Genomic DNA, 22,012 nt, shown 5'->3' on the forward strand with positions numbered 1-22,012 from the left:
GTGAGAAACAGCGGGACGATCAAGACACCACGGACCCACGCGGAAACACGGGTGTCCGATTGATCTGGATATCGCGACTTCATCCCACCCTGTTACCCCTGATGGGGGAAGGGGATTAGGTCCCAGAGACCTTGACCGTTAGGTGATCGTGAGGTCGCGCTAAGCGATCTCCGCGAGTCCGATTCCATCCGGTGACACGGTGTAGTCGCGACGACACTCGGCACAGTGCAGCACCTCGTCGAGGCGGGCGCCGCATTCGCACACCCACCCCTTCTGACGTGCTGGATTGCCCGCCACGAAGGCGTGTGGGGCGACATCGCGGGTGACCACCGACCCGGCGGCGGCGAACGCGTACCGTCCTATTTCGACACCGCAGACGACCACGGTGCCCGCCCCGAGGGTCGCCCCGCGGCGCACGAGGGTGGCCACCAATTCGTCCGGTCCTTTGCGAATTGCCGCCCGCGGCCGGAAATCGTTGGTGAACAACACGTTGGGGCCGAGGAACACCTCGTCCTCACAGGTCACTCCACTGAAGACCAGGGTGCCGTTCTTGACCGTCACCCGATCACCCAGCGCAGCGCCCGTCTCGACGAACGCGCCGTCGCAGATGTTGCAGTCGCGGCCGACCTTGGCCCCCGGGAGCACGTGCGCGAAGGCCCAGACGCGGGTGCCCGCGCCGACCTCGTCGCTCTCGCAGAGGCCCTTCGGGTGGACGAAGACGCCTGCCTCGGTGGCGGTCATGACGCACCGAGCGAGTCGGCCAGCACCGAGACGACCCGCTCCTGCTGTTCCTGGGTGATCTCCGGGAACAGCGGCAGGGACAGGATCTCGCCCGCGATCAGCTCGCTCACCGGGAACGCGCCGACGCCGTGGCCGAGGCCCGCGAACGCGCCGGTCAGGTGGACCGGGGTCGGGTAGTGGATGCCCGCGCCGATGCCCGCGGCCTGGAGCTTGCCCAGCACCGCGTCGCGCTCGGCGACCCGGATGACGTACAGGTGCCACACCGGCGTGTTGCCTTCGGCGACGACCGGGGTGGTCACGCCGTCGAGCCCCGCGAGCAGCTTGTCGTAGCGGTCGGCGGCGGCGCGGCGGTCGGCGTTCCAGCCGTCGAGCCTGCGCAGCTTCGCCGACAGCACCACGGCCTGCAGCGTGTCGAGCCTGCTGTTGAAGCCCAGCACCGGGTGCTCGTACTTGCGCGGCGAACCGTGCGCGCCGAGTAGGCGGACCCGCTCGGCCAGGTCGGCGCGGTCGGTGGTGACCGCGCCCGCGTCGCCGTAGGCGCCGAGGTTCTTGCCGGGGTAGAAGCTGGTCGCGGCGATGTCGCCGAGCGAGCCCGCGCGCACGCCGTTGCGTTCCGCACCTTGCGACTGCGCGGCGTCCTCCAGGATCGCGACGTTCGGCGGGAGCAGCGCGCGCAGCTGGTCGATCTGGGCGGTCTGGCCGTAGAGGTCGACCGGGACGACCGCGCGGGTGCGGGTGGTGACCGCGGCCGCGGCGGCGGTGACGTCGATCAGCGCGGTGTCGGGGTCGCAGTCGACCAGCACGACCGTCGCCCCGGTCCTGGCCACGGCCTCGGCGGTGGCGATGAAGGTGTTGGCGGGCAGCACGCACTCGTCGCCGGGGCCGATCTCCAGCGCGCGCAGCGCCAGCTCCAGCGCGTCGGTGCCGTTGCCCATGCCGACGCAGTGGGACACCCCGGCGAACGCGGCGTACTCGGCCTCGAACGCGGCGACCTGCGGCCCGCCGACGAAAGCGGTGCGCGCTAACACCTCCGACCAGCCCGCGGCCACCTCGTCCGCGACAGCGGCGTGCTGGGCGGCCAGGTCGACAAGGGGAATGGGGCCGGTCATGCGGTACTCCTCAAGCTTTTCAGTGACTGCGGTCAAGTCTCTTCGCGGGCACACCGGCCCACGTCTCGCCGTCCGGCACATCGGACAGCACGGCGGCGCCCATGCCGATGACGGCTTCGGCGCCGATGCGGACGCCTTCGCGCACCACCGAACCAGCGCCGAGGTAGGCGGCCTCGCCAACGGTCACGTTGCCGGACAGGGTGGCCCGGCCCGCGAACGTGCTGAAGTCGCCGACGTTGTCGTCGTGGGTGAACAGGACCATCGGCATCACCACGACGTGCGCGCCGACGTGCTGCGGCGCGGTGACGACGGCCCCGGCGAGCAGCACGGTGCCCTCGCCGAAGGTGACTCCCGGCGCTATGGACGCGGCGGGGTGGATCAAGGTTGCGTAGCGGTCGGCGGGCAGGCCGAGCCTGCGCACCAGCTCGCGCCGCCCTGCGGGACGCGACGAGCGGGCGGCGCAGACCAGCACCGCGGCGTCGGGGTGGTCGTGGACCAGTTCGGTCGGGCCGAGCACCGACAGACCGTCCACATCGGACCCGTGGCGCTCGGCGGCGTCGTCGAGCATGCCGATGGGCTTCCACAGGTCGGGCAGCGCGCGGGCCGCGGCCAGCGCCTCACGGGCCAGGCCCCCGGCGCCGACCAGCAGCAGCGGGCGGTTCATGTCACCGCTCCGCGGATCAGCTCGCGGTGCCAGACCTCCAGCGACAGCAGCGTCCACAGTCGGGGCTGCTCGTTGCGGGTGCCCGCGTCGTGCTCGCTGAGCAGCTTGCGCACCGCGGCCGGGTCGAGCACGCCCGCGACGAACGACGACGGCCCGGTGAGCAGGTCGTTGGCCATGTCCTTGAGCCCGTCGCGGAACCACGCGTCGAGCGGGACCTTGAAGCCGGACTTGGTGCGGTCGACCACGTCGTCGGGCAAGTACCGGCGCGCGACCTCCTTGACCACCCACTTCGTGGTCCCCTTGCGCACCTTCACCGAGCTGGGCAGCGTGAACGCCAGCTCGACGAGCCGGTGGTCGAGGAACGGCGGCCGCAGCTCCAGCGACGCGGCCATCGACATCCGGTCACCGCGTTCGAGCAGGTTGTCGGCGAGCCAGGCGTGCGAGTCGGCGTAGAGCATCCGGCGCAGCGCGTCGCCGCGGCCGCGCTCGTACGGGCCGATGGCCGACCGGGCGGCCGGTCCGCCGAGCAGGGCGTCGCGCTCGCGTTCGGTGAACGGGGCGAACCAGCCGCGCATCCGTTCCCCCGCACTGGGTTCGGCCAGCGCGCGGACCGCGATGCCGAGCTTGGCCTTCGACGCGGGCAGCGCCCGGTCGATCCGGGGCAGCACCGCGCCGCGGACCGGCGCGGGAACCAGCCCGGCCCAGCGGGTGAACGCCGCGTGCCGGTGCTTGGGGTAGCCCGCGAACAGCTCGTCGCTGCCCTCGCCGGACAGCACGACCTTGACCTGCTGCCTGGCCAGCTCGGCCAGCCGGAACACCGCGACGTCGGCGGGCTGGGACAGCGGCGCGTCCCGGTGCCAGCTCAGCTTCGCCCACGAGTCCTTGAAGTCCTCGGCGGTGACGATCACCTCGTGGTGCTCACTGCCGACGATGCCCGCGACCTTGCGCGCCCAGTCGAGTTCGTCGACCCGCGGATCGCCGAATCCGGCGGAGAACGTGTGCAGGCCATCGCCTTGCTTGGCCTTAGCGGTCAGCGCGCAGATCAGGCTGGAGTCGATGCCGCCCGACAGGTACGCCCCGACCGGCACGTCGGCGACCAGCGCGTCCTGGATCGACGCGTCGAGCGCCTCGGCCACCAGCCGCACGGCCTCGTCCGGGGTGACGTCAAGCGTTTGCGCCTTCGTCGGGATCTGCCAGTACGCGCGCAGCCGGACCTGGCCGTCGCGGCCCAGCGTCAGCCGGTGGCCCTGCGGCACCTTGCGCACGCCGTCGACCAGCGTGAACGGCGCCGGGACCGAGCCGTGCGCGAGGTAGTCGTGCAGGCTGGCCTCGTCGACCGCGCGCCGCCCGATCGCCGGGAACAGCGCCTTGATCTCCGAGGCGAACGCGAAGACCTTGTCGTCCACGTAGTAGTAGAGCGGCAGAATGCCCATCCGGTCGCGCACCAGGTGCAGCTCGCCGGAGTCGGCGTCGTGGATCGCGTAGGCGAACTGGCCGCGCAGCTCCCGCACGCTGTCGACGCCTGACTTGGCGTAGAGCGCGAGGATGGTCTCGGTGTCGCCACCCGTGCGGAACGGGTAGTCCACTGTGGACCGCAGCTGCCGGTAGTTGAGGATCTCGCCGTTGAACGCGATGTGCGTCCGGCCGCCGTGACCCTCCATCGGCTGGACCGACGCGCCGAGGTCGATGATCGACAGCCGGGTGTGCGCGAAGCCGATGTCGCCATCGGCCCACGTGCCCGAGTCGTCCGGGCCCCGGTGGTGCAGGCGCTTGGCCATCTCGGCAAGCACCCCCGGGTCGACCGGGGACCCGTCAAGGTGCCGAACGCCCGCGATTCCGCACATCGTTAACGCTGCCTCTCGGCCAGGTGCATCAGCTGCCGCGCCCGCGAGTCCCACGACGCGGGCAGCACCGACTCGCGCCGGTCCGCCGGGGTGGACTCCCCGCCGTCGGCCAGCGTCCGCCGGACCGCGTCGATGAACCCGTCGTGGCCCTTCTCGGCAATCCTGATCCGGTCGGCGTAGTGGTGCACCTCGGGGAAGTCGGTGCTCACCACGGCGAGCCCGAGCGCGAGGTACTCCTTGAGCTTGATCGGGTTGGCGTGCTTGATCCAGTCGTTGTCCAGCCACGGCATCAGCGCCACGTCGAACCCGGTGCCGTAGGCGGGGATCTCGGCGTAGGGGCGGAAGTCGAGCCAGTGCACGTTCGGGTACTTCTCGAAGCGCTCCATCGAGATGGTCGCGTCGCCGATCAGCACCAGCGAGCAGTCCGGGAACTCCTTGGCGACGCGTTCGAGCAGGTCGAAGTCGACCAGGTAGTCGTCGAGGCTGCCGAAGAAGCCGATCCGGGGCCCGGGGATCGCGGCCAGGTCGGCGGGCAGCTCGGCCCGGCGCTGGAAGTGCTGGAGGTCGACGCCGTGGTCGAGGAAGTAGCCGCGCTCGCCGGTGGCGGCAGCGTCCTCCTGCTGGAGTTCGCGGCTGACGTAGAGCACGTGGTCGGCGCCGGCGAGCAGCTTGTCCTCCAGCGCGGCGATGGCGGCGCCGTCGGCCTCGGGGAACGCGGAGTGCCGGTCGGACCGGTTGAACAGCAGGCCGCGGCGCGGCATCGGCTCCACGACGTCCCACGCGGTGGGGATCGTGGCGACGACGACCGGCGCGCGCATCCCGAGGACCGCGCAGACCGCGCGGACCTGGGTGCGGACCAGCGTCGCGTTGAGCCTGCGCTGCCACGGCTTGCTGTAGAACGGCAGCGGCAGCGGCGTCATCACGTGGTAGCCGGGCACGTCCGGCAGCGGGCGGCGCACCAGCTTGGCCACGCTGCCCAGCTTGCGCAGGATGCGGCGGGCGAACTGGGTGCTCTTGCCCGGCGTCGGCATCCGCAAGCCGATGCTGTTGACCAGCAGGACCTTGCGGTGCTCGGCGACCCGGGTCATCAGCTGGAAGTCGGAATGCGCCTGGTTGTGGTACCACCAGTCCTGCGCCGAGAAGCAGACGTACGGCGGCCGGTCGCCCGCCTCGCCCAGCGGCTCCGGCCAGCGGCGGAAGGCCAGCAGACTCCGCAGCGCGGCCTTGTGGGTCGCCGAGCCGAACAGCGCGCGGGGCAGGCTGTTGAGCACGACGGCCAGCCACATCAGCGCGGCGGCGGCACGGCCGTGGCGTTCGCGGTGCAGCCGGACCTTGTTGGTGGCCAGCAGCGACCACAGCCGCGGCGAGGTCGACACCTCGCCGCCGAGGTGCACGGCGTGCGCGGTGGGCTCGTAGCGGACAGCGAAGCCCGCGGCGCCCGCGCGCAGCATGAAGTCGGTCTCCTCGGAGTAGAGCAGGTAGCGCTCCTCCAGCGAACCGATCGCGTCGAGGCACTCGCGGGTGACCAGCCAGGCCGCGCCGGTCGCCCAGTCCACGGTCCCGGCGCGCTCGTAGGCGCGGGGAGTGGTGACGGTCTCGCCCAGCTTGAGCCTGCCCGCGCGGGTGCCGCCGAGCACGGCCTCGCCGAGCGCGCGCACCACGCTGGGGGTGCGGCGCAGCGAGTGCTGGACCCGACCGTCCACATCGGTCAGTCGAGGCGCGACGACACCGACGCCGGGACCGACCGCGGCGCGCAGCGCGGCGACCGAGCCCGGGGACAGGCGGATGTCGGCGTTGAGGACGAGCACGTCACAGCCCGCGGCCTGCGCGACGCCCTCGTTGACGCCCGCGGCGAACCCGTCGTTGTCGGTGCGGTGCACGACCTTGACGTCGGGGTCGGTCGCGGTGACGACCTCGGTGGTGCCGTCGCCGGAGGCGTTGTCGACCACGATCACCCGCGACTCGACGCCGGCCAGCGCGGCCGGGAGCGCCCGCAGGCAGTCGGCGATCACATCCGCGGAATTAAAGGTGACGATCACAATCGCAATCGGCCTCGCGATCGGCCGCGTCGTCACGACTTCACCAACTCGATCGCGTCGGCCAGCGCGCTCACGACGAGCCGCTGGTCGGCGTCGGTCAGTTCGTGGTGCAGCGGCAGGATCAGCGACCGGCGGGCCAGCAGCTCGGTGCCCGGCAGCGGGGCGTGCGGGTGTCCGGCGTAGGCGGGTTCCAGGTGCGCGGCCATGATCCCGCGCCGCGCCGAGACTCCGGCGGCGGCGAGCTTCGACAGCACCTCGACCAGCTCCGGGGCGCCTTCGGGCAGCTCGACCCAGAACGACTGGTAGTTGGTGGTGCCGTGCTCAGGGTCGGCGACCGCGCGCAGGCCCAGCGGGGCCAGCAGCTCGTGGTACCGGGCGGCCATCGCGCGGCGCTGCTCGACGATGCCGTCGAGCCTGCCGAGCTGGACCAGGCCCATGGCGGCCTGGATGTCGGTCATCCGGTAGTTGAACGCGGTCTCCACATAGGACTCGACGACCGCCCCGCCCGCGGCGTGACGGTCGGCGGCCGACATCGACATGCCGTGCTCGCGCAGCCTGCGCAGCCGCACAGCCCAGTCGGGGTCGTCGGTGGTGACCATGCCGCCCTCACCTGTGGTGAGCAGCTTGCGCGGGTGGAACGACCACGCCGCCAGCAGCGCGCCCGTGCCCACCGGGGCGCCGTCGAGCGTCGACCCCGCGGCACACGCGGCGTCCTCGACCACGGGGATCTCGCCCGCCGCGGCCCGGATCTCGCGCACGTTCGCGGGGACACCGCCCTGGTGCACCACCATGACGGCCTTGGTGCGCGGGGTGATCGCGGCGGCCACGGTCGCGCCGGTCAGGTTGCCGGTCAGCGGGTCGATGTCGGCGAACACCGGGGTGGCGCCGCAGTAGCGCACGGCGTTGGCGGTCGCGATGAACGACAGCGACGGCACCACCACCTCGTCGCCCGGCTGGACGCCGAGCAGGTGCAGGCACAGGTGCAGGCCGGTGGTACAGCTCGACACGGCCACACCGTGCGCCGCGCCGACCCGCTCGGCGAACGCCTGCTCGAAGGCGGCCACCCGGGGACCCTGCGCGACCCAGCCGGAGCGCACGGTCTCCGCCACGGCGAGGGCTTCCTCCTCGCCGAGCAGCGGCTTCATGACGGGAATCGCCATCAGGCTGATGCCCCGATCTTCTTCGCTGCGTTGTTCTTCTCCGCTAGCCACCAGTCGACCAAGCCGCGCAGACCGTCGTCCATCGTGATCTCCGGACGCCAGCCGAGGTCGCGGTCGGCCGCGCTGATGTCGGCCAGCCGCCGGGTCACGCCGTTGACCTTGCGCTCCGGACCGTGCTCGACGCCGAGGTCGGAGTCCATCGCCGCGAGCAGCGCCTCGGCCAGGCCGAGCAGGCTGGTCTCGTGCGCGCTGGCGATGTTGTAGACCGTGTCGGTCACGTCGGCGCGCGCGGCCAGGATGTTGGCGCGGGCGATGTCGTGCACGTGGACGAAGTCCATCGTCTGCGCGCCGTCGCCGAAGATCAGCGGGGCCTTGCCGTCGACGATGCGCTCCATCCAGCGGATCAGGACCTCGGTGTAGAGGCCGTGCACGTCCATCCGCGGGCCGTAGACGTTGAAGTAGCGCAGCGCCACGTAGTCGAGGTCGCGCATCGCCTTGAAGCTGCGCAGCATGCCCTCGTTGAACGCCTTCGCCGCGCCGTAGAACGTGTCGTTGTTGTACGGGTGGTGGCGCTCGTCGGTCGGGAACGTCTCGGCGAGGCCGTACACCGACGCCGACGACGACGCGACGACCTTCTTGACGCCCGCGTCCGCGGCGGCCTCGATCACGGTGAACGTGCCGTCCACCAGGCACTCCAGCGCCAGCCGGGGCTCCTCGGCGCACTGGGTGATGCGGATGGCGGCCAAGTGGAACACCAGGTCCATGCCCGCGGTCAGCTCGCCGACCAGCGACCGGTCGTTGATGTCGCCGTCGACCACGCGGAGCCGGTCGCCCGCCGCCGCGGCGGCCTGGGCCAGGTTCTCCTTGCGGCCACGCACGAAGTTGTCGAGCACCACGATCTCCGCGGCGCCCGCGGCCACCAGCTGGTCGACCACGGCCGAGCCGATGGTCCCGGCACCGCCGGTCACCAACGCCCGCTGGCCCTCGATCGGCTGTGCGGTCGTCATGCGTTGACCCCTTCAGTGAAATCGGCACCGAGGACGGGCATGAACGCGCCGCCCTGGGACAGGCTGGCCGAAGCCGCCTCGAGAATGGACAGGACCTGCAGGCCGGACCGGCCGTCGGTGAGGGGGGCGCGCTTCTCGGTGATGGCGGCGTGGAACTCGGCCATGACCGCGCGCAGCGCCTCCTTCTCCGGCAGCGCCGGGGCGACCATATCGCCGACGCGGTAGGACACGATCGTCTGGGCGCGCTTGTCGTCGCCCATGTCCGCCGCCTCTGTGCGGTCTACGCCGCGGTCGTAGATCGACAGGCGCTGGGTCGGGTTCAGGTCGTCCCAGACCACGGTCCTGGCCGAACCGCCGATGACCATCGTGCGGATCTTGGTCGGGGACAGCCAGTTCACGTGCACGTGCGCCATCGCGCCGCCGGTGAGCTCGATCGTCAGGTGCGCGACACACGCGCGGCCCGCGCCGATCGGGTCGGACCCGTGCGCGGCGACCGACAGCGGCTGCACGCCGTCAGGCAGGATCGACAGGAAGATCGACAGGTCGTGCGGGGCGAGGTCCCACAGCACGTCGACGTCCGGCTGGACCAGGCCGAGGTTGATCCGCACCGAGTCGAGGTACTGCACCGAGCCGATGCCGCCGCCCTGGACGAGTTCGCGCAGGTGCGCCACGGCCGGGGTGTAGCAGTAGGTGTGGTCGAGCATCAGGGTCAGGCCGCGCGCGTCGGCGGCGTCGACCAACTGCTTGCCCTCGGCGTAGGTCGCCGCGAGTGGCTTCTCGACCAGCACGTGCTTGCCCGCCTCCAGCGCCGCCATCGCCACCGGCAGGTGGGTCTTGGCGGGGGTGGCGATCGCGACGGCGTGCACGGCCGGGTCGGCCAGCACCTCGTCGAGCGAGTCCGACACCTTGACCGTCGAGTACTCGCCGAGCACCCGGCGGGCGCGGTCGGCGTCGAGGTCACACAGGTATTCCAGCCGCAGGCCCGGTGTGGCCTGGGCGTTGCGGACGAGGTTCGGCCCCCAGTATCCGGCCCCGATGACGGCTAGCCCGATGGTTCCCACGCTCTAGATCCCCTTTTGATGTGTCCGGCCCCCACCGGATCTCCTTCAGTACGCTCCCTGGCCGCTGAACACGGCCCGGAAGGTCTTCCACAAGATCACCGCGTCGAGCGCGAGCGACCAGTCCTCGACATAGCGCAGGTCCAGACGGACCGAGTCGTCCCACGACAGGTCGCTGCGGCCGCTGACCTGCCACAGGCCCGTCAGGCCCGGCTTGACCAGCAGCCTGCGCCGCACGTCCGGGGCGTACCGCGCGCTCTCCTCCGGGAGCGGCGGCCGGGGCCCGACCAGCGACATCGACCCGGCGAGCACGTTGAACAGCTGCGGCAGCTCGTCGACGGAGTAGCGGCGCAGCACCGAGCCGACCCGGGTGATGCGCGGGTCCTTGCGCATCTTGAACAGCACGCCGTTGCCCTCGTTCTGGTCGGCGAGCTGGGCGACCAGCTTGTCCGCGTTCTTGATCATCGTGCGGAACTTGATGATCGTGAACTCGCGGCCGTCCTTGCCGACGCGCCGCTGCTTGTAGAACGGCGAGCCCATGTCGTCGATCATGATGGCGGCGGCCACCAGCAGCATCAGCGGCGACAGCAGCGCGATCAGCAGGCCGGAGCCCACCTTGTCGACGATGTCCTTGACGACCCGGCGCACACCGGTGAACGACGGCGCGGACACCCGCAGCAGCGGCATGCCGAGCACGGCGTCGACGTGCAGCCGCGGCCCGGCGACCTCCATCAGCACGGGGGCGACGACCATCTCGGCGCCGCTGCCCTCGAGCTGCCAGGCCAGCTGCTGCAGCCGCTTGGGCGTCCAGTACTGGTCCGGGGTGACCGCCACGATGCGGTAGCCGCCGCGGCGGACGTGCGTTGCCAGGTCGGACAGCTCGCCGACCACGGACACACCGTCGAGTTCGCTGTCGAAGTCGGCGAGGCCGTCGAGCGTGCAGACCGCGTCGACGCGCCAGCCCAGGTGCGGGGTGGCGCGGGTGCGGCTGATCAGGTCGCGGACGGTGTCGACGCTGCCCGCGGCCATGACCGGCAGCAGGCAGCGGCCCTCGCGGCGCGCGCGGTGCAGGAACTGCCGCAGCGCGTACCGCATCGGGAAGGCGACCAGCGCGGTCGCCGGGATGACGATGAAGACCCACGGCCGGATCGACTGGATGTCGAACAGCAGCCCGCCGAGGGCTAGGACGACGGCGGCGGCCGCGACACCGCGGCCGAGCCTGCGGAACTCCTCGGCGCCCTGGCCGAGGACCGCGAGGTTCCACGACCGGTTGACCATCAGCGAGCCGAGCAGGACGGCGAAGGTCGCGACGCCGATCAGCGCCGCGGTCGGGGCGGGCACCGTGGCGCCCGAGACGAGGCTGCCGACGACAACCACGCCGAAGAGGATGGCGAAGAGGTCACCGAGGATGACCCCGGTGCGGTAGCGAGGCTCCCACCCGGCGACGGGCGGCTGGCCCGGTTCCCCCGCGGGCAGGTCAAGTCCGGGTGTCCGCGCACGACGGGTCCGCTCAGGCGCGGGCCATAACGTCGTTCTCTTACGCGGGAACCCCACTTGGTCACGCATCGTGTATCCCCCGGTTCGGCCGGATCGGGCGTGCACGGGCACAGGGCATCCCCGCGGGCCCTAGTGCGTCTGCTGGAATTGACTAGGTCGAGCCATGCGTCCGAGCCGCTTTGATCGGACTCCGGCTGCGTAACCTGATTCGTTTCCCTCCCCGCCGTCGTTACACGGAGGGTTAGTTTCTTGGTAACCCGTTTGACGGCACGGACGGTTGCCGGACACCGAGTTACACGCTGCGTAGTACTCCCCGTTGTCAATCCTTGACAGTTCAGCGATCAACTTCGCAGGTCACCATGGTCGACATGATCACTTGCGACAGTCCTCAGAGGACAAGTTGGCACATGACTGAGCGTATATCGCGATCTTGAACACTCACTCGAACGCTCACCACTGTGACCAACGCACCACCTGATCGAACGACACGCCTAGTCCGTTCGATCAATGCCCGGTTGTCTATTTTCTCACCGCCACGCTGGCGGATTTCTTGGCCGCGACCTGGGAATTTTCGCCTCCCGGCCAGCCCGGCACCGAGGGGCGCTCGATCAACAGAGTGATCACAGAGCGCAGTCAAAATCTGATGTGTGTGGGAAATCTTCACCCCTGTGCGCTGCCCCACACCCCGCGCGCTTCCCGCCGGAACCGATCACGGCGAGCGATAGAGCGACCACAAGGGCGGATTCACTCGTTCGAGTGAGTGCCAAAGGTCCCACCGGAGCGGGTCCGCCCACCCCCAGCGGGAGCGGACCCACCCCGGCTACTCCGAGAGCGACGCGTAGACGATCACGTTCTCCCGGTAGCTCTTAGCGGCGGCGTCGAACGACCCGCCGCAGGTGATCAGGCGCAACTCGGCCGCGTCGGTCTCGCCGTAGACGCGGTCGGTCGGGAACTCCTTCTTGGCGATCTGCTCGACCCTGGTGACCGTGAAGAGCGCGACGCTCCCGTCGGCGCGCGACACCCGCACCTCGTCGCCCGCGGCGAGCTCACGCAGGCGGTGGAAGATCCCCGGCTTGCCGCCGCCGTCGACGTGGCCCAGCACGACCGCGGGTCCCACGTCGCCCGGCCGCGGGCCGAGCCGGTACCAGCCCGCCTGCATCGGCTGGGTCACCGGCGGCACCTCGACGGTCTGGTCCGGGTTCAGGCCCAGCGGCACCAGCGTCGACTCGGCACCGATCTTCGGAATCGTGATCGACGCGGGCTCGGCGACCGGCTCGATCTCGGCGTCGGCGGTCTCGGCCTCATCGGCCGCCGCCGGGGCGGCCACCGTGGAGGTGGCCGCCCCGGGCTGGTCGGAGGGAGTGCCGCCGCACGCCGCCAGGAACAGCAGCAGCGCGGCGAACACCCCGAACAGGACCCGACGCATCACGCGACCGGACCGCCGCCGGTCTCCGGCGCGCCCTTCGGTGTGACGGTGACCTTGGCGGGTGCGGGCGCGACGACGGTCAGCGTGGTGGAGAGCTTCGTGTCCCCGCACTTCAGCGTGACCGTGTGCTTGCCGGGCTTGGTGCCGTTCGGCACGACCGCGGCCACCGTCACCCGCAGCTCGTCCTCGATCGCCGTCGCGGCGCCCGGCTTGCCGGTCAGGCGCACACCGGTGGCGGCGCCGGGGGTGGGGCAGCTCGGGCCGTGCCACCACAGGCTGACCTTCTGGCCGGGCACCGCCTTGCCGGGCACGACCTTGAGCTGGCCGGGCTCGACCCGGATCTTGTCGTTCGGGCCGGGCACGTGGACGGTGAGGGGCGCCTCGATCTTCTTGTCCCCGCAGACGAAGGAGATCTTGTAGACGCCTTCCTTCGCGCTCTTCTTGATCTTGGCGGTGCCCTGGAACGTCTGCTTGCCGCCTTCGCCGCTCTGGGCGTAGATGCGGACCGGGTCGGTGACCGGCGAGCTGATCGAGGCGGCGGTGAAGCCGGGGTCGGTGCACCAGCCGTCCAGCGGGACGGTCCCGCCGGGCTTGCCGACGAAGGACTGGCCCTGGAAGCCCAGTGCTCCCTCGTAGGCGGCGGCCTGCGCGCCGGAGGCCAGAGTGGTGGTCGCGACGGCGGCGATACCCGCGCCGATGACTGCACGACGGAACATGGTGGGACTCCCCCTGTGTGAGCCGCTTCATGGCGGCGGTGGTTCGACACGGGGGACACGCCGGCCGGGCGCGTGCGGTTGCCAAGCCCGGGGCAAGTTGCGACGTTCGGCTCGTCTTCGCCGATCCACGCAACCCGGACGCCGTTCGGGCGTCTTCCTCCGACTGCGCCCCAGAAACGGAGAACGCCCCTCTCGATCCCGAGAGGGGCGTTCCGTGGTGGTGGCCAGGGGCGGGGTCGAACCGCCGACCTACCGCTTTTCAGGCGGTCGCTCGTACCAACTGAGCTACCTGGCCGTGCAAACCAAACCGGTGCGACCCCATCAGAACCACGCTGGTTCCGCTGGTACCGCACCGTGGGAGCCTGGGGGCTCGGCCCCAGATACCTCGGCAAGCGCCGTGGTCCGCGCTTTTCCGCGGACACGGCACCACCAAAGCTTGCGACCCAGACGGGACTCGAACCCGCGACCTTCGCCGTGACAGGGCGACGCGCTAACCAACTGCGCCACTGGGCCTTGATTTACTGCTGCACTGCACTTACTACTACGTACTCCCAACGGGATTCGAACCCGCGCTGCCGCCTTGAAAGGGCGGAGTCCTAGGCCGCTAGACGATGGGAGCCCGACCACCGCTCGGGCGGACCGATCGACTGCGCTTCCAGAGGCCACCGTTTCCGGTCTTCGCTGGGAGCAAGGCATAGCTTAGGGCACACCCCCACCGGTCTCCAAAACGGGTTACCCAAACTGCTCTGACCTGCGGCGATGCCGCCACTTTCGAGATCAGTCGATGATCGGCGCCCACGACCGGGGTCGAACCTGGCCGCGTAGACCCGGGTCGCACCATCGCGTGACCCGGGGCCGACCCCCAAACGAGTGCGATCACGGTCCGTAAAGGGCCGGAGATCTGGGAAATAAACGATCTTGCCGCCGTCGTCGGGATTCCGCGATTGGAGTGGAGCCTCGCGGGTGAATAACCCCGACCCGCCCCGGGAATTCCTTGATCGAAAACGGCCGCGAGGTGGCGGCACCTACCCTCGCGGCCGTCGTCGTCGGACCTACCTGCGTACCGCGGGCAGACCGTCCTCGCCGTCGACCAGCCCGAGCATTTCGAGCAGTTCACGGCAGTCCTTGGCGTCGGTGGCGCCCCGCGCGACGGCGAGCCGCGCGCGGTGCACCTGCTCGTCGGAGACCCGCGCCGACTCTCCCGAGCGGGGAGCGGGCACACCGGTCGAGAATTGCCCGGACGAGCCCAGGCTGTCGTGCTGCAAGAGGAACGACCGCACTTCGAGTGACCCGCTCATAACGCCTCCCCGAATTGTGTTGGCGTGAGGCTATGAGAGAAGTCGCGAGACTCACAGCCCCCCGAGGAGTGAACCGCGGGCACGGTCGGTGACTTTCCGTGATTGATTTTCTCGACGCGGTCGCGGGTTCGCCAGTGGTTAACCAGCCTGCTCACTTCGTCTGTACCCCCTAGGGGTATAGTCGGCGGCAACAGCACACCCCGTCGAGAGGACCGCCGTGTCAGTTCAGACCGTCTACACCGTCTCCGGCATGACGTGCGGCCACTGCGTCGCCTCGGTGACCGAGGAACTCTCCGAGCTCTCCGGTGTCACCGATGTCGCCGTGCTGCTCGAGACCGGCGCCGTCACCGTGACCAGCGCCGACACCCTGGACCGGGCCGAGGTCGAGGCCGCGGTGAAAGAGGCGGGCTACCAGCTCACCGCCTGACTCGGGTTGCACATATCGCGTCAGTTGTCGCGATGCAAGGCGAACTTCAGGTGAACATTTTCCCTCGAATTTTCCCACTCAGCCCCTCCCGTAGGACGAGTGCACGTGCAACAATCGACGTGCTGACAAACCCCCGGTCAGCGCCTGTGGAGATCCCCTCCGGCCCCCGCGTTCCTCCCCCTGGCGCGGGGGCCTCTCCATGTCCGCAGGTCGCGGCCACATTCCGACCGCGGGTGGCAAGATTCACTCGGCCGTGCGGTGTGTCGCCAGTCACAAGGTGCGCGAGCCCGCAACCGATTCGTTATCCTCCTCCGGTGCCTTTTCCCTCGTTTGGACGCAGCCGAACCGACCTCAGAGCGGTCGGTACCAACACGGGCCGCCACCGCACCCCGCAGCGCGAGCAGAGCGAGGAGCTGCTGCCCGACGAAGAACTCGAGTCGTACCTGGCGGCCCTCGCCCCGGACGGCGACGCGGAGACCACCGGCTCCGGCAGGCGCTTCGGCGGCGCCGAGGTCTACCAGCTGCGCTTGTCGCTGATGGCCAACGAGCGCCTGCGTGAGCTGGCGGCCTACCGGCAGACCTCCCCGATGGCGCTGGCCCAGGAGTGGGTCATGCAGCGCCTGGAGTGGGAGTCCCAGCAGCTGCAGCGTTCCTGATCCCCAGCCTTATCTGATCCCACATACACGCAAGAGCCCCCCGGCCGTGGGCGACCGGGGGGCTCTCGTGTGTGTGCGGACTATCTACAGCGGGATCACGTTCGTCGCCTGCGGGCCCTTGGTGCCCTGACCGACCTCGAACTCGACCCGCTGGTTCTCCTCAAGGGACCGGAATCCCTTGGTCTGGATCTCCGAGTAGTGCACGAAGACATCGGCGCCACCATCGTCCTGCGCGATGAATCCGAAGCCCTTCTCGGCGTTGAACCACTTGACAGTGCCCTGTGCCATAAAACCTGCCTCCATCGCAGGAGCTTGGGGCTGCACCGTGCAGCCCCGGGCCGCCCTCGGGCGGTGCTCCCGCCCACTGCGGCGGAAAGCATCGCGCCCGCGTTCTCGTTCCGCGAGCGTGGAAAGCACGAACACAGAAGCTACGGCCTGCAGGGCAAAGAATATCGAGATGTCGTGGGCCGCACTACTGCCTGACGGGCACCCCACTAGCCCAAGCGGGTGATCTGCTCCGCCACGCTCCGAACAGGACTGGTCGCCCTCAGCCCAAGATCACCTCCGGGTTAAATGTGACACGGGTCACAGCCACCGCTGGCCAACTATTACCGCGCCGGAGGCGTCGTTAGTGGTGACAGGGGTTCGGGGGAAGGGAAGCGGCCATGGACAAGCGCAGGCACTCGGGGAGACGGTGGCTCCCGGCGGCACTGCTCGGCGCGGGACTGGTGACGGTCCTGGCACTGAGCGGCTGCACCACCACCGGCCCGGCCACCGCGGCCTCCGCCAACGGCGGCGGCGGGGGCACGCAGGAGAAGCGCTCGGTCAAGATCACCGCGTCCCCCGAGGACAAGGCCAAGGACGTCGCCCCCGGCGGCCCGATCGCGGTCACCGTCGCCGACGGCGCGATTGAGCAGGTCACGCTGACCAACGCGGAAGGCAAGAAGGTCAAGGGGGAGCTCGCCGCCGACAAGAAGTCGTGGACCCTCGGCGAGGACTTGGGCTACGGCAAGACCTACACCTGGTCCGGCTCGGCGATCGGCGATGACGGCAAGACCGCCACGATCGCGGGCACGTTCACCACGGTCAAGCCGAAGAGCCAGATCAAAGCCAGCCTCAACACCGGCGACAACCAGACCTACGGCGTCGCCATGCCGATCGCGGTCACCTTCGACGCCCCGGTGAAGGACAAGGTCGCCGCCCAGAAGGCCATGACGGTCGAGACCTCGGTCCCGACCGAGGGTGCGTGGGCGTGGCTCAACGACCGCTCCGCGCACTGGCGCCCCAAGGACTACTGGAAGCCGAACACCACGGTGACGGTCAAGGCCGATCTGTACGGAGTCGCCTTCGGCGGCGGCGCCTACGGCCGCAACGACGTGTCGTCCACCTTCACCATCGGCCGCCGCCAGATCGTCCAGGCGAACACCCAGACCCACCGCATGGTCGTGGTGACCGACGCGGGCCAGACAGCCGACTTCCCGGCCTCGTTCGGCCTGGAGTCCGACCCGGGCCGGGTCACGAAGAGCGGCACCCACGTCGTGATGAGCAAGCACGCCACCTACGGGATGACCAACCCGAAGTACAACTACGAGAACGTGGTCGTCCCCTGGGCGGTCCGCATCTCCAACAACGGCGAGTTCATCCACGGCTACGCCCCGTCGATCTGGGCCCAGGGCAAGAAGAACGTGAGCCACGGCTGCATCAACCTGGCCCCCGCCAACGCCAAGATCTACTACGACTCAGTCCTCCCCGGCGACCCCATCGAGATCACCGGTAGCGACCAACAGTTGGGCGCCCAGGACGGCGACTACTACGACTGGGCCGTGACCTGGGACAAGTGGCAGGCCATGTCTGCCGAATCAGCCTGATCGTTTGACCCGAGGCCACCGCCGGAGTTGCAGGGCTCCGGCGGTGGCTTCACTTTTGGCCAGCAAAGGCAACGTGGGACGAGGACCGATGGGCCGCGCAACTGGCGGGCAGCCACTTTGTCCAGCGTGTGCCGGCCCACAGAGGACACAGACTTACGCTCCTCCAATGACCCGCCACCGCGAACCCTGGCCCCCGGTGCCCACCGAACTCCCGGCCCGCCACGCCGACGCCCCCGACCCAGGCACCGACCTCCCCCCGCACTACGCCCACTGCTTCGGCTGCGGCGACGAGGCCGAAGACGGCCTCCACCTGCGCGCCAAAGTCGGCGAGGGCCACTCGATCCTGTCCCAGTTCACCGTCACCGAGGCCCACCAAGGCGCCCCCGGCCTCGCCCACGGCGGCCTCCTGGCCTGCGCGTTCGACGAGGCCCTCGGCACCACCGTCGGCAACCTGCTGCGCGCCCCGGCGGTCACCGCCAAGCTCTCCACCGAGTTCCTGCGCCCCGTCCCGGTCGGCACCACCCTCTTCATCGACGCCCACCTCGACGGACAAGCGGGCCGCAAGGTCTACGTCAGCGCCGATGGCCGCGTCGACGCGCCGGACGGGCCGGTCGCGGTGCGGGCGACGGCGTTGTTCGTGGTGGTCGACCTGAGCCACTTCGTCACGCACGGACGCAAGGAGGACCTGGTCGCGGTGGCCAAGGACCCGAGCCTGCTCAGCCACCGGCCGTTCGAGATCAATCCGTAGGCTGACGGGGTGTTCTTCCTCATCGCCTTGGCCGTATTGGTGCTTCTCCACCTCTATCTGTGGAAGCGGTTGGTCCGCGACGTCTCCCGGACGCGGCGGTGGCGGCTGGTCGGCGCTCTCGCCCTGGTGGCGATGGCGCTGCTGACCGTTTCGGCGCTGGCGTTGCCGCGAGTCATCGGGATCGACGCGGCGCGATGGCTGGTGTGGCCGGGGTACCTGTGGATCGCGGTGATGTTCTACCTGTTCGTGGCCCTGTTGGTGCTCGAAGTCCCACGGCTGGTGCTGCGGTTGCGTGACCGGGGCAAGCCGGTCGACGAGAGCCGCAGGCTGTTCCTGGCCCGCGGCGCGGCCGTGGTCGCGGGGGTCGCGGCGCCGACGGTGGTCGGCGTGGGCATGGTGTCGGCGCTCGGCGCGCCGGAGGTGAAGCGGATCGCGGTGCCGATCCGCAGGCTCGACCCGGCGTTCGCGGGGTTCCGCATCGCGGTGGTCAGCGACATCCACCTCGGCCCGATCCTCGGCCGCGCGCACACCGAGCGGCTCGTGCGGATGATCAACGAGACCCAGCCCGACATGGTGGCCATGGTGGGCGACTTGGCCGACGGCACCGTCGCCGAACTCGGCCGCGCCGCCGAGCCGCTGCGCGACCTGGTCTCCCGCGAGGGCACGTTCTTCGTCACCGGCAACCACGAGTACTACTCGGGCCACCAGCAGTGGATCACCGAACTCGACCGCCTCGGCCTGCACTACCTGCGCAACGAGCGCACCCAGATCACCCGTGGCGGCGCGTCCTTCGACCTCGCGGGCGTCACCGACGTGACCGGCGAGAGCTTCGACGACGGCCCGGACTTCGGCGCCGCCCTGCGCGACCGGGACCCGGCCAAGCCGGTCGTCCTGCTCGCCCACCAGCCCGTCCAGGTCGAGTCCGCAGCCCGCGACGGCGTCGATCTGCAACTGTCCGGCCATACGCACGGCGGCCAGATCTACCCGTTCCACCACATCGTCGAACTCCAGCAGCCCGGCGTGTCCGGTCTGTCCAAAGTGGACGACACGTGGCTGTATGTCACCAACGGCGCGGGCTTCTGGGGTCCGCCGGTCCGGGTCGGCGCGCCGCCGGACATCACCGTCATCGAACTCAGGTGAGCGTGCGCGGCCGGATCGCGTTGGCCCGGTCGACCAGTTCGTGCCGCTGCTCGGTCGTGCCCGCAAGCCGCGCCAGCGCCCGGTAGCACCGCTCCAGACCCAGCCGCAGTTCCCGTTCCGACAGCTCGCAACCCAGGACCGTTGACGTGCCGGGGTGGGCGCCGGGCTTGCCCGCCTTGACCCACCCGTGCGCGGCCTCCAGCACCTCCGCCGACAGCCGCGCCCGCCGCTCGGCGTCGAGGGCGAGCCGCTCCAGCCGCTTGGCGGCGTCGTGGATGTCGGCCATCGGCGCGGACGCGGCGCTGGTCTTGATCTTGATGGCGGCGACCTGGGCGGCGACGTGGTGGCTGGAGGTGTCGGGCACCGAGTGCAGCACCTCGATCGCGCCGGTCCGCGCGCCCTGAGCCAGGTATACCCGGGCGAGCCCGAACGCGGCGCTCACGTAGGAGTGGTCGGTACGCCACACCAGCTCGTAGAACCGGGCCGCGGCGAAGTGGTCCTGGTCCTGTTCGGCGGCCACCGCCAGCGCGAGCTTCGGCGCGACCTCACCGGGCACCGCGTCGTAGACCCGCTCGAACGACTCCCGCGCGGCCTTCGGCGACCGGCCCGCGAGCGCGATCAGCCCGCGGTACCAGTGCGGCCGCCAGTCGGCCGGATCGGTGACCAGCTTGCGCGCGGAGTCCAATTCGGACGAAGCCGCCCGCAGATCTCCTTGCTCGATACGGGCTTTGACCAGCCGCAGCCGCACCTCGATCGAGTCCTGCGGCGCCGACGACAGCGCGGCGACCAGCTCGGCGGGCTCGGTGGCGGTGATGCTGGCGAGCACGGCCGCGGCGTGGTCGTCGGTGTCGACCAGCGGCAGCGGCAGCACGGAGGCCACCTCGGACGGGTCCGGCGCGGGCAGCGGGTCGCCGCCCTCGGCCACCGTCGAGCCGAACGTGCGGGTCTCCACACCGAACACAGTGGACAGTCCAGGCCGCGGCCTGCCGGTACCCAGCGCCATGACCTCGCGCAGCACGCCGGTCAGCTGGTCGGCCATGTCCTCCGCGGAGGTGAAGCGCTGCGCGGGATCGCTGTGCGTGGCGCGTTTGAGGACGCGGTAGTAGCTGCCGAACAGCGCGAACAGCGGCTCGGCCTCCGGCCCAGGCAGCGTGTGCTTGTAGCGGGTCGTGTAACCGGCGAACTCGATCGAGAGGACCGCGAGGGTGCGTCCGACGGTGTAGATGTCGGAGGCGACGGTGGCGCCCTCGGTGGCGAGTTCGGGGGCGGAGTAGCCGGCGGTGAAGAACAGCGGGCTCTCGTAGTCGTCGGTCTTGCGGACGGCGCCGAGGTCGATCAGCTTGAGCTGCTCGCCGTGCTGGATCACGTTGTCGGGCTTGAGGTCGCAGTAGAGCATGTCGATGCTGTGCAGGTACCCGATGGCGGGCAGGATCTCCAGCCCGTAGGCGATGACCTGCCCGATCGGCAGCGGCTCCGCCCGCCCGGCCTCACGGTGGTGCGAGAGCGCCAACTGCCGCAGCGACTGGCCGCCGACATACTCCATGACGATGTAGCCGACCTCGGACCCGGTCACCGGGTCGGGGTGCTGCACGAAGTTGTAGATCTTGACGACGTTCGGGTGCTCGACCTCGGCCAGGAACCGCCGCTCGGCCACGACGGAGGCCATGGAGGTGGCGTCCCCGGTGTCGATCATGCCCTTGAGCACGACCCAGCGATCGCTGACGTTGTGGTCCTTGGCGAGGTAGATCCACCCAAGGCCGCCGTAGGCGATGCTGCCGAGGACCTCGTACTGACCGCCGACGAGATCGCCCCGGAAGAGGCGGGGCCGGAAGTTGAAGGCTTGGCCGCACTTCGCGCACTCGCCCTCGGCCACGCCCGGCTTGCCGTCGGCGCCGCGGCCGACCTCGGCGCCACAGTTGTTGCAGAACCGCTTGTTCTCGGCGACGACCGGATCTTCGAGGACGGCACTCGCCGGGTCCTTGACGGGCACGATCGGCACGTCGACCAGGCCGGCACCCAGCCTGCCGCGGCCGCTGGACCGCGAGCCGGTGCGCCTGCCGGTGCCGGGGAAGGCGCCGGAACCAGTGACGGGGCCGGAGGTGGTGGCGGGGGCGAGGTGGTGCTCGGGTTCCTCGGGTTTGGGCGGCACGATGCTCTGGGTGAGCGTGTGCATCCCCAGGACACTGGTCGGCTGCGGCTCGTCCTCGGCCAGCGCGGTGTCGGGGAGGACACCGGGCTGCCGGGGCGCGACGGCGGGAAGGTCGCGCAGGGTGGGCAGCTGACTCGGCGCTGGGCGGGAACCGGTTGGGGGATAAGGGGATCCGGGCTGTCGACCGGCTTGGGTGGAGGCGCGGCCACCCGTGGGCTGACCTTGCTGCGCGGGAGACGGCTGCTGCCCACCGGCCGGGGCACCCTGACTCGGGGCACCCACCGGTCCACCAGCGGCGTAGGGACCGCCCTGGTTCGACGTGCCCGGCGCACCACCGCCCCGATTGGGTGCGCCCGGACCGCCAGCGGCGTTAGGACCGCCCTGGCTCGAAGAGCCCTGCGCCTGACCGGCGGCCCGGGCCTGATGGCCGCCCGCCGGACCAGCCGCGTGGCCGCCTGCGGCGTA

Annotated in this window: 19 protein-coding genes and 3 tRNA genes; 5 read left to right on the forward strand and 17 right to left on the reverse strand. The window is 70.4% G+C overall.

Annotation, left to right across the window (positions count from 1 at the left end; translation table 11 throughout):
* Nucleotides 1-159 precede the first annotated feature (159 nt).
* From ACSHT8_RS21420 to ACSHT8_RS21490, 15 genes are all read right to left on the reverse strand, one after another.
* Complete coding sequence (locus tag ACSHT8_RS21420; protein WP_436492689.1) at nt 160-741, reverse strand: acyltransferase; 582 nt, start codon at nt 739-741, stop codon at nt 160-162.
* Complete coding sequence (locus ACSHT8_RS21425) at nt 738-1,850, reverse strand: DegT/DnrJ/EryC1/StrS family aminotransferase (RefSeq protein ID WP_436492690.1); 1,113 nt, start codon at nt 1,848-1,850, stop codon at nt 738-740. Before ACSHT8_RS21425 ends, ACSHT8_RS21420 begins: the two co-directional genes overlap by 4 nt.
* A gap of 19 nt (nt 1,851-1,869) precedes the next feature.
* Entirely contained in the window at nt 1,870-2,514 is a 645-nt protein-coding gene (locus ACSHT8_RS21430; protein WP_436492691.1) for a NeuD/PglB/VioB family sugar acetyltransferase, read from the reverse strand.
* Entirely contained in the window at nt 2,511-4,358 is a 1,848-nt protein-coding gene (asnB, locus tag ACSHT8_RS21435; RefSeq protein ID WP_436492692.1) for an asparagine synthase (glutamine-hydrolyzing), read from the reverse strand. The genes ACSHT8_RS21430 and asnB overlap by 4 nt, the downstream gene beginning before the upstream one ends.
* Before the next feature lie 2 nt (nt 4,359-4,360).
* Entirely contained in the window at nt 4,361-6,433 is a 2,073-nt protein-coding gene (locus tag ACSHT8_RS21440; protein WP_436492693.1) for a glycosyltransferase, read from the reverse strand.
* Entirely contained in the window at nt 6,430-7,557 is a 1,128-nt protein-coding gene (locus tag ACSHT8_RS21445) for a DegT/DnrJ/EryC1/StrS family aminotransferase (protein ID WP_436492694.1), read from the reverse strand. Before ACSHT8_RS21445 ends, ACSHT8_RS21440 begins: the two co-directional genes overlap by 4 nt.
* Complete coding sequence (locus ACSHT8_RS21450) at nt 7,557-8,564, reverse strand: SDR family NAD(P)-dependent oxidoreductase (RefSeq protein WP_436492695.1); 1,008 nt, start codon at nt 8,562-8,564, stop codon at nt 7,557-7,559. The genes ACSHT8_RS21445 and ACSHT8_RS21450 overlap by 1 nt, the downstream gene beginning before the upstream one ends.
* Nucleotides 8,561-9,625, reverse strand: a complete 1,065-nt coding sequence (locus tag ACSHT8_RS21455; protein WP_436492696.1) for a Gfo/Idh/MocA family protein — start codon at nt 9,623-9,625, stop codon at nt 8,561-8,563. The genes ACSHT8_RS21450 and ACSHT8_RS21455 overlap by 4 nt, the downstream gene beginning before the upstream one ends.
* A gap of 45 nt (nt 9,626-9,670) precedes the next feature.
* Nucleotides 9,671-11,188, reverse strand: coding sequence for a sugar transferase (locus tag ACSHT8_RS21460; RefSeq protein ID WP_436492697.1), 1,518 nt, complete (start codon nt 11,186-11,188; stop codon nt 9,671-9,673).
* 751 nt (nt 11,189-11,939) lie between these two features.
* Nucleotides 11,940-12,545: a class F sortase gene (locus ACSHT8_RS21465; protein WP_436492698.1), complete on the reverse strand. Its 606-nt coding sequence runs from the start codon at nt 12,543-12,545 to the stop codon at nt 11,940-11,942.
* Nucleotides 12,545-13,261 carry a hypothetical protein gene (locus ACSHT8_RS21470; protein ID WP_436492699.1) on the reverse strand — a complete coding sequence of 239 codons (717 nt, stop codon included), beginning with the start codon at nt 13,259-13,261 and terminating at the stop codon, nt 12,545-12,547. Before ACSHT8_RS21470 ends, ACSHT8_RS21465 begins: the two co-directional genes overlap by 1 nt.
* Nucleotides 13,262-13,479: 218 nt before the next feature.
* Nucleotides 13,480-13,556, reverse strand: a tRNA-Phe gene (locus ACSHT8_RS21475).
* Nucleotides 13,557-13,700: 144 nt separating this feature from the next.
* Nucleotides 13,701-13,774: transfer RNA gene (locus ACSHT8_RS21480), tRNA-Asp, on the reverse strand.
* Between the two features lie 33 nt (nt 13,775-13,807).
* Nucleotides 13,808-13,880: transfer RNA gene (locus tag ACSHT8_RS21485), tRNA-Glu, on the reverse strand.
* 433 nt (nt 13,881-14,313) lie between these two features.
* Nucleotides 14,314-14,559: a hypothetical protein gene (locus ACSHT8_RS21490; protein WP_436492700.1), complete on the reverse strand. Its 246-nt coding sequence runs from the start codon at nt 14,557-14,559 to the stop codon at nt 14,314-14,316.
* A gap of 217 nt (nt 14,560-14,776) precedes the next feature.
* Between ACSHT8_RS21490 and ACSHT8_RS21495 the strand changes: the two genes are divergently transcribed.
* Nucleotides 14,777-14,986: a heavy-metal-associated domain-containing protein gene (locus tag ACSHT8_RS21495; protein ID WP_436492701.1), complete on the forward strand. Its 210-nt coding sequence runs from the start codon at nt 14,777-14,779 to the stop codon at nt 14,984-14,986.
* A 314-nt stretch (nt 14,987-15,300) separates the two neighbouring features.
* A complete protein-coding gene (locus ACSHT8_RS21500; protein WP_436492702.1) occupies nt 15,301-15,642 on the forward strand; it encodes a hypothetical protein in 342 nt (113 codons plus the stop codon).
* An 84-nt stretch (nt 15,643-15,726) separates the two neighbouring features.
* Here the strand turns inward: ACSHT8_RS21500 and ACSHT8_RS21505 are convergent, their stop codons facing one another.
* Nucleotides 15,727-15,930: a cold-shock protein gene (locus tag ACSHT8_RS21505; RefSeq protein ID WP_436492703.1), complete on the reverse strand. Its 204-nt coding sequence runs from the start codon at nt 15,928-15,930 to the stop codon at nt 15,727-15,729.
* A 377-nt stretch (nt 15,931-16,307) separates the two neighbouring features.
* On the opposite strand from ACSHT8_RS21505, the gene ACSHT8_RS21510 reads away from it, so the two are divergent.
* From ACSHT8_RS21510 to ACSHT8_RS21520, 3 genes are all read left to right on the forward strand, one after another.
* Nucleotides 16,308-17,510: a L,D-transpeptidase gene (locus tag ACSHT8_RS21510; protein WP_436492704.1), complete on the forward strand. Its 1,203-nt coding sequence runs from the start codon at nt 16,308-16,310 to the stop codon at nt 17,508-17,510.
* Between the two features lie 166 nt (nt 17,511-17,676).
* Nucleotides 17,677-18,258 (forward strand): PaaI family thioesterase, encoded by a 582-nt coding sequence (locus ACSHT8_RS21515; RefSeq protein WP_436492705.1) that lies wholly within the window; start codon nt 17,677-17,679, stop codon nt 18,256-18,258.
* Nucleotides 18,259-18,267: 9 nt separating this feature from the next.
* Nucleotides 18,268-19,398: a metallophosphoesterase gene (locus ACSHT8_RS21520; RefSeq protein WP_436492706.1), complete on the forward strand. Its 1,131-nt coding sequence runs from the start codon at nt 18,268-18,270 to the stop codon at nt 19,396-19,398.
* On the opposite strand, the gene ACSHT8_RS21525 is transcribed toward ACSHT8_RS21520, so the two are convergent.
* Complete coding sequence (locus ACSHT8_RS21525) at nt 19,391-21,829, reverse strand: tetratricopeptide repeat protein (protein ID WP_436492707.1); 2,439 nt, start codon at nt 21,827-21,829, stop codon at nt 19,391-19,393. The two genes, ACSHT8_RS21520 and ACSHT8_RS21525, sit on opposite strands and share 8 nt — an antisense overlap.
* Between the last annotated feature and the right edge of the window lie 183 nt (nt 21,830-22,012).

Source organism: Actinokineospora sp. HUAS TT18 (assembly GCF_051364635.1).
In the GTDB taxonomy this organism is placed as follows: Bacteria; Actinomycetota; Actinomycetes; order Mycobacteriales; family Pseudonocardiaceae; genus Actinokineospora.

Excerpts from the sequence above, each read along its gene's own strand:
- ACSHT8_RS21465 (WP_436492698.1), bottom strand. The coding sequence starts at position 12,545 with ATGCGTCGGGTCCTGTTCGGGGTGTTCGCCGCGCTGCTGCTGTTCCTG.
- ACSHT8_RS21505 (WP_436492703.1), bottom strand. The coding sequence starts at position 15,930 with ATGGCACAGGGCACTGTCAAGTGGTTCAACGCCGAGAAGGGCTTCGGA.
- ACSHT8_RS21430 (WP_436492691.1), bottom strand. The coding sequence starts at position 2,514 with ATGAACCGCCCGCTGCTGCTGGTCGGCGCCGGGGGCCTGGCCCGTGAG.
- ACSHT8_RS21490 (WP_436492700.1), bottom strand. The coding sequence starts at position 14,559 with ATGAGCGGGTCACTCGAAGTGCGGTCGTTCCTCTTGCAGCACGACAGC.
- ACSHT8_RS21450 (WP_436492695.1), bottom strand. The coding sequence starts at position 8,564 with ATGACGACCGCACAGCCGATCGAGGGCCAGCGGGCGTTGGTGACCGGC.
- ACSHT8_RS21445 (WP_436492694.1), bottom strand. The coding sequence starts at position 7,557 with ATGGCGATTCCCGTCATGAAGCCGCTGCTCGGCGAGGAGGAAGCCCTC.
- ACSHT8_RS21515 (WP_436492705.1), top strand. The coding sequence starts at position 17,677 with ATGACCCGCCACCGCGAACCCTGGCCCCCGGTGCCCACCGAACTCCCG.
- ACSHT8_RS21470 (WP_436492699.1), bottom strand. The coding sequence starts at position 13,261 with ATGTTCCGTCGTGCAGTCATCGGCGCGGGTATCGCCGCCGTCGCGACC.
- ACSHT8_RS21460 (WP_436492697.1), bottom strand. The coding sequence starts at position 11,188 with ATGCGTGACCAAGTGGGGTTCCCGCGTAAGAGAACGACGTTATGGCCC.
- ACSHT8_RS21425 (WP_436492690.1), bottom strand. The coding sequence starts at position 1,850 with ATGACCGGCCCCATTCCCCTTGTCGACCTGGCCGCCCAGCACGCCGCT.
- ACSHT8_RS21420 (WP_436492689.1), bottom strand. The coding sequence starts at position 741 with ATGACCGCCACCGAGGCAGGCGTCTTCGTCCACCCGAAGGGCCTCTGC.
- asnB (WP_436492692.1), bottom strand. The coding sequence starts at position 4,358 with ATGTGCGGAATCGCGGGCGTTCGGCACCTTGACGGGTCCCCGGTCGAC.
- ACSHT8_RS21510 (WP_436492704.1), top strand. The coding sequence starts at position 16,308 with ATGGACAAGCGCAGGCACTCGGGGAGACGGTGGCTCCCGGCGGCACTG.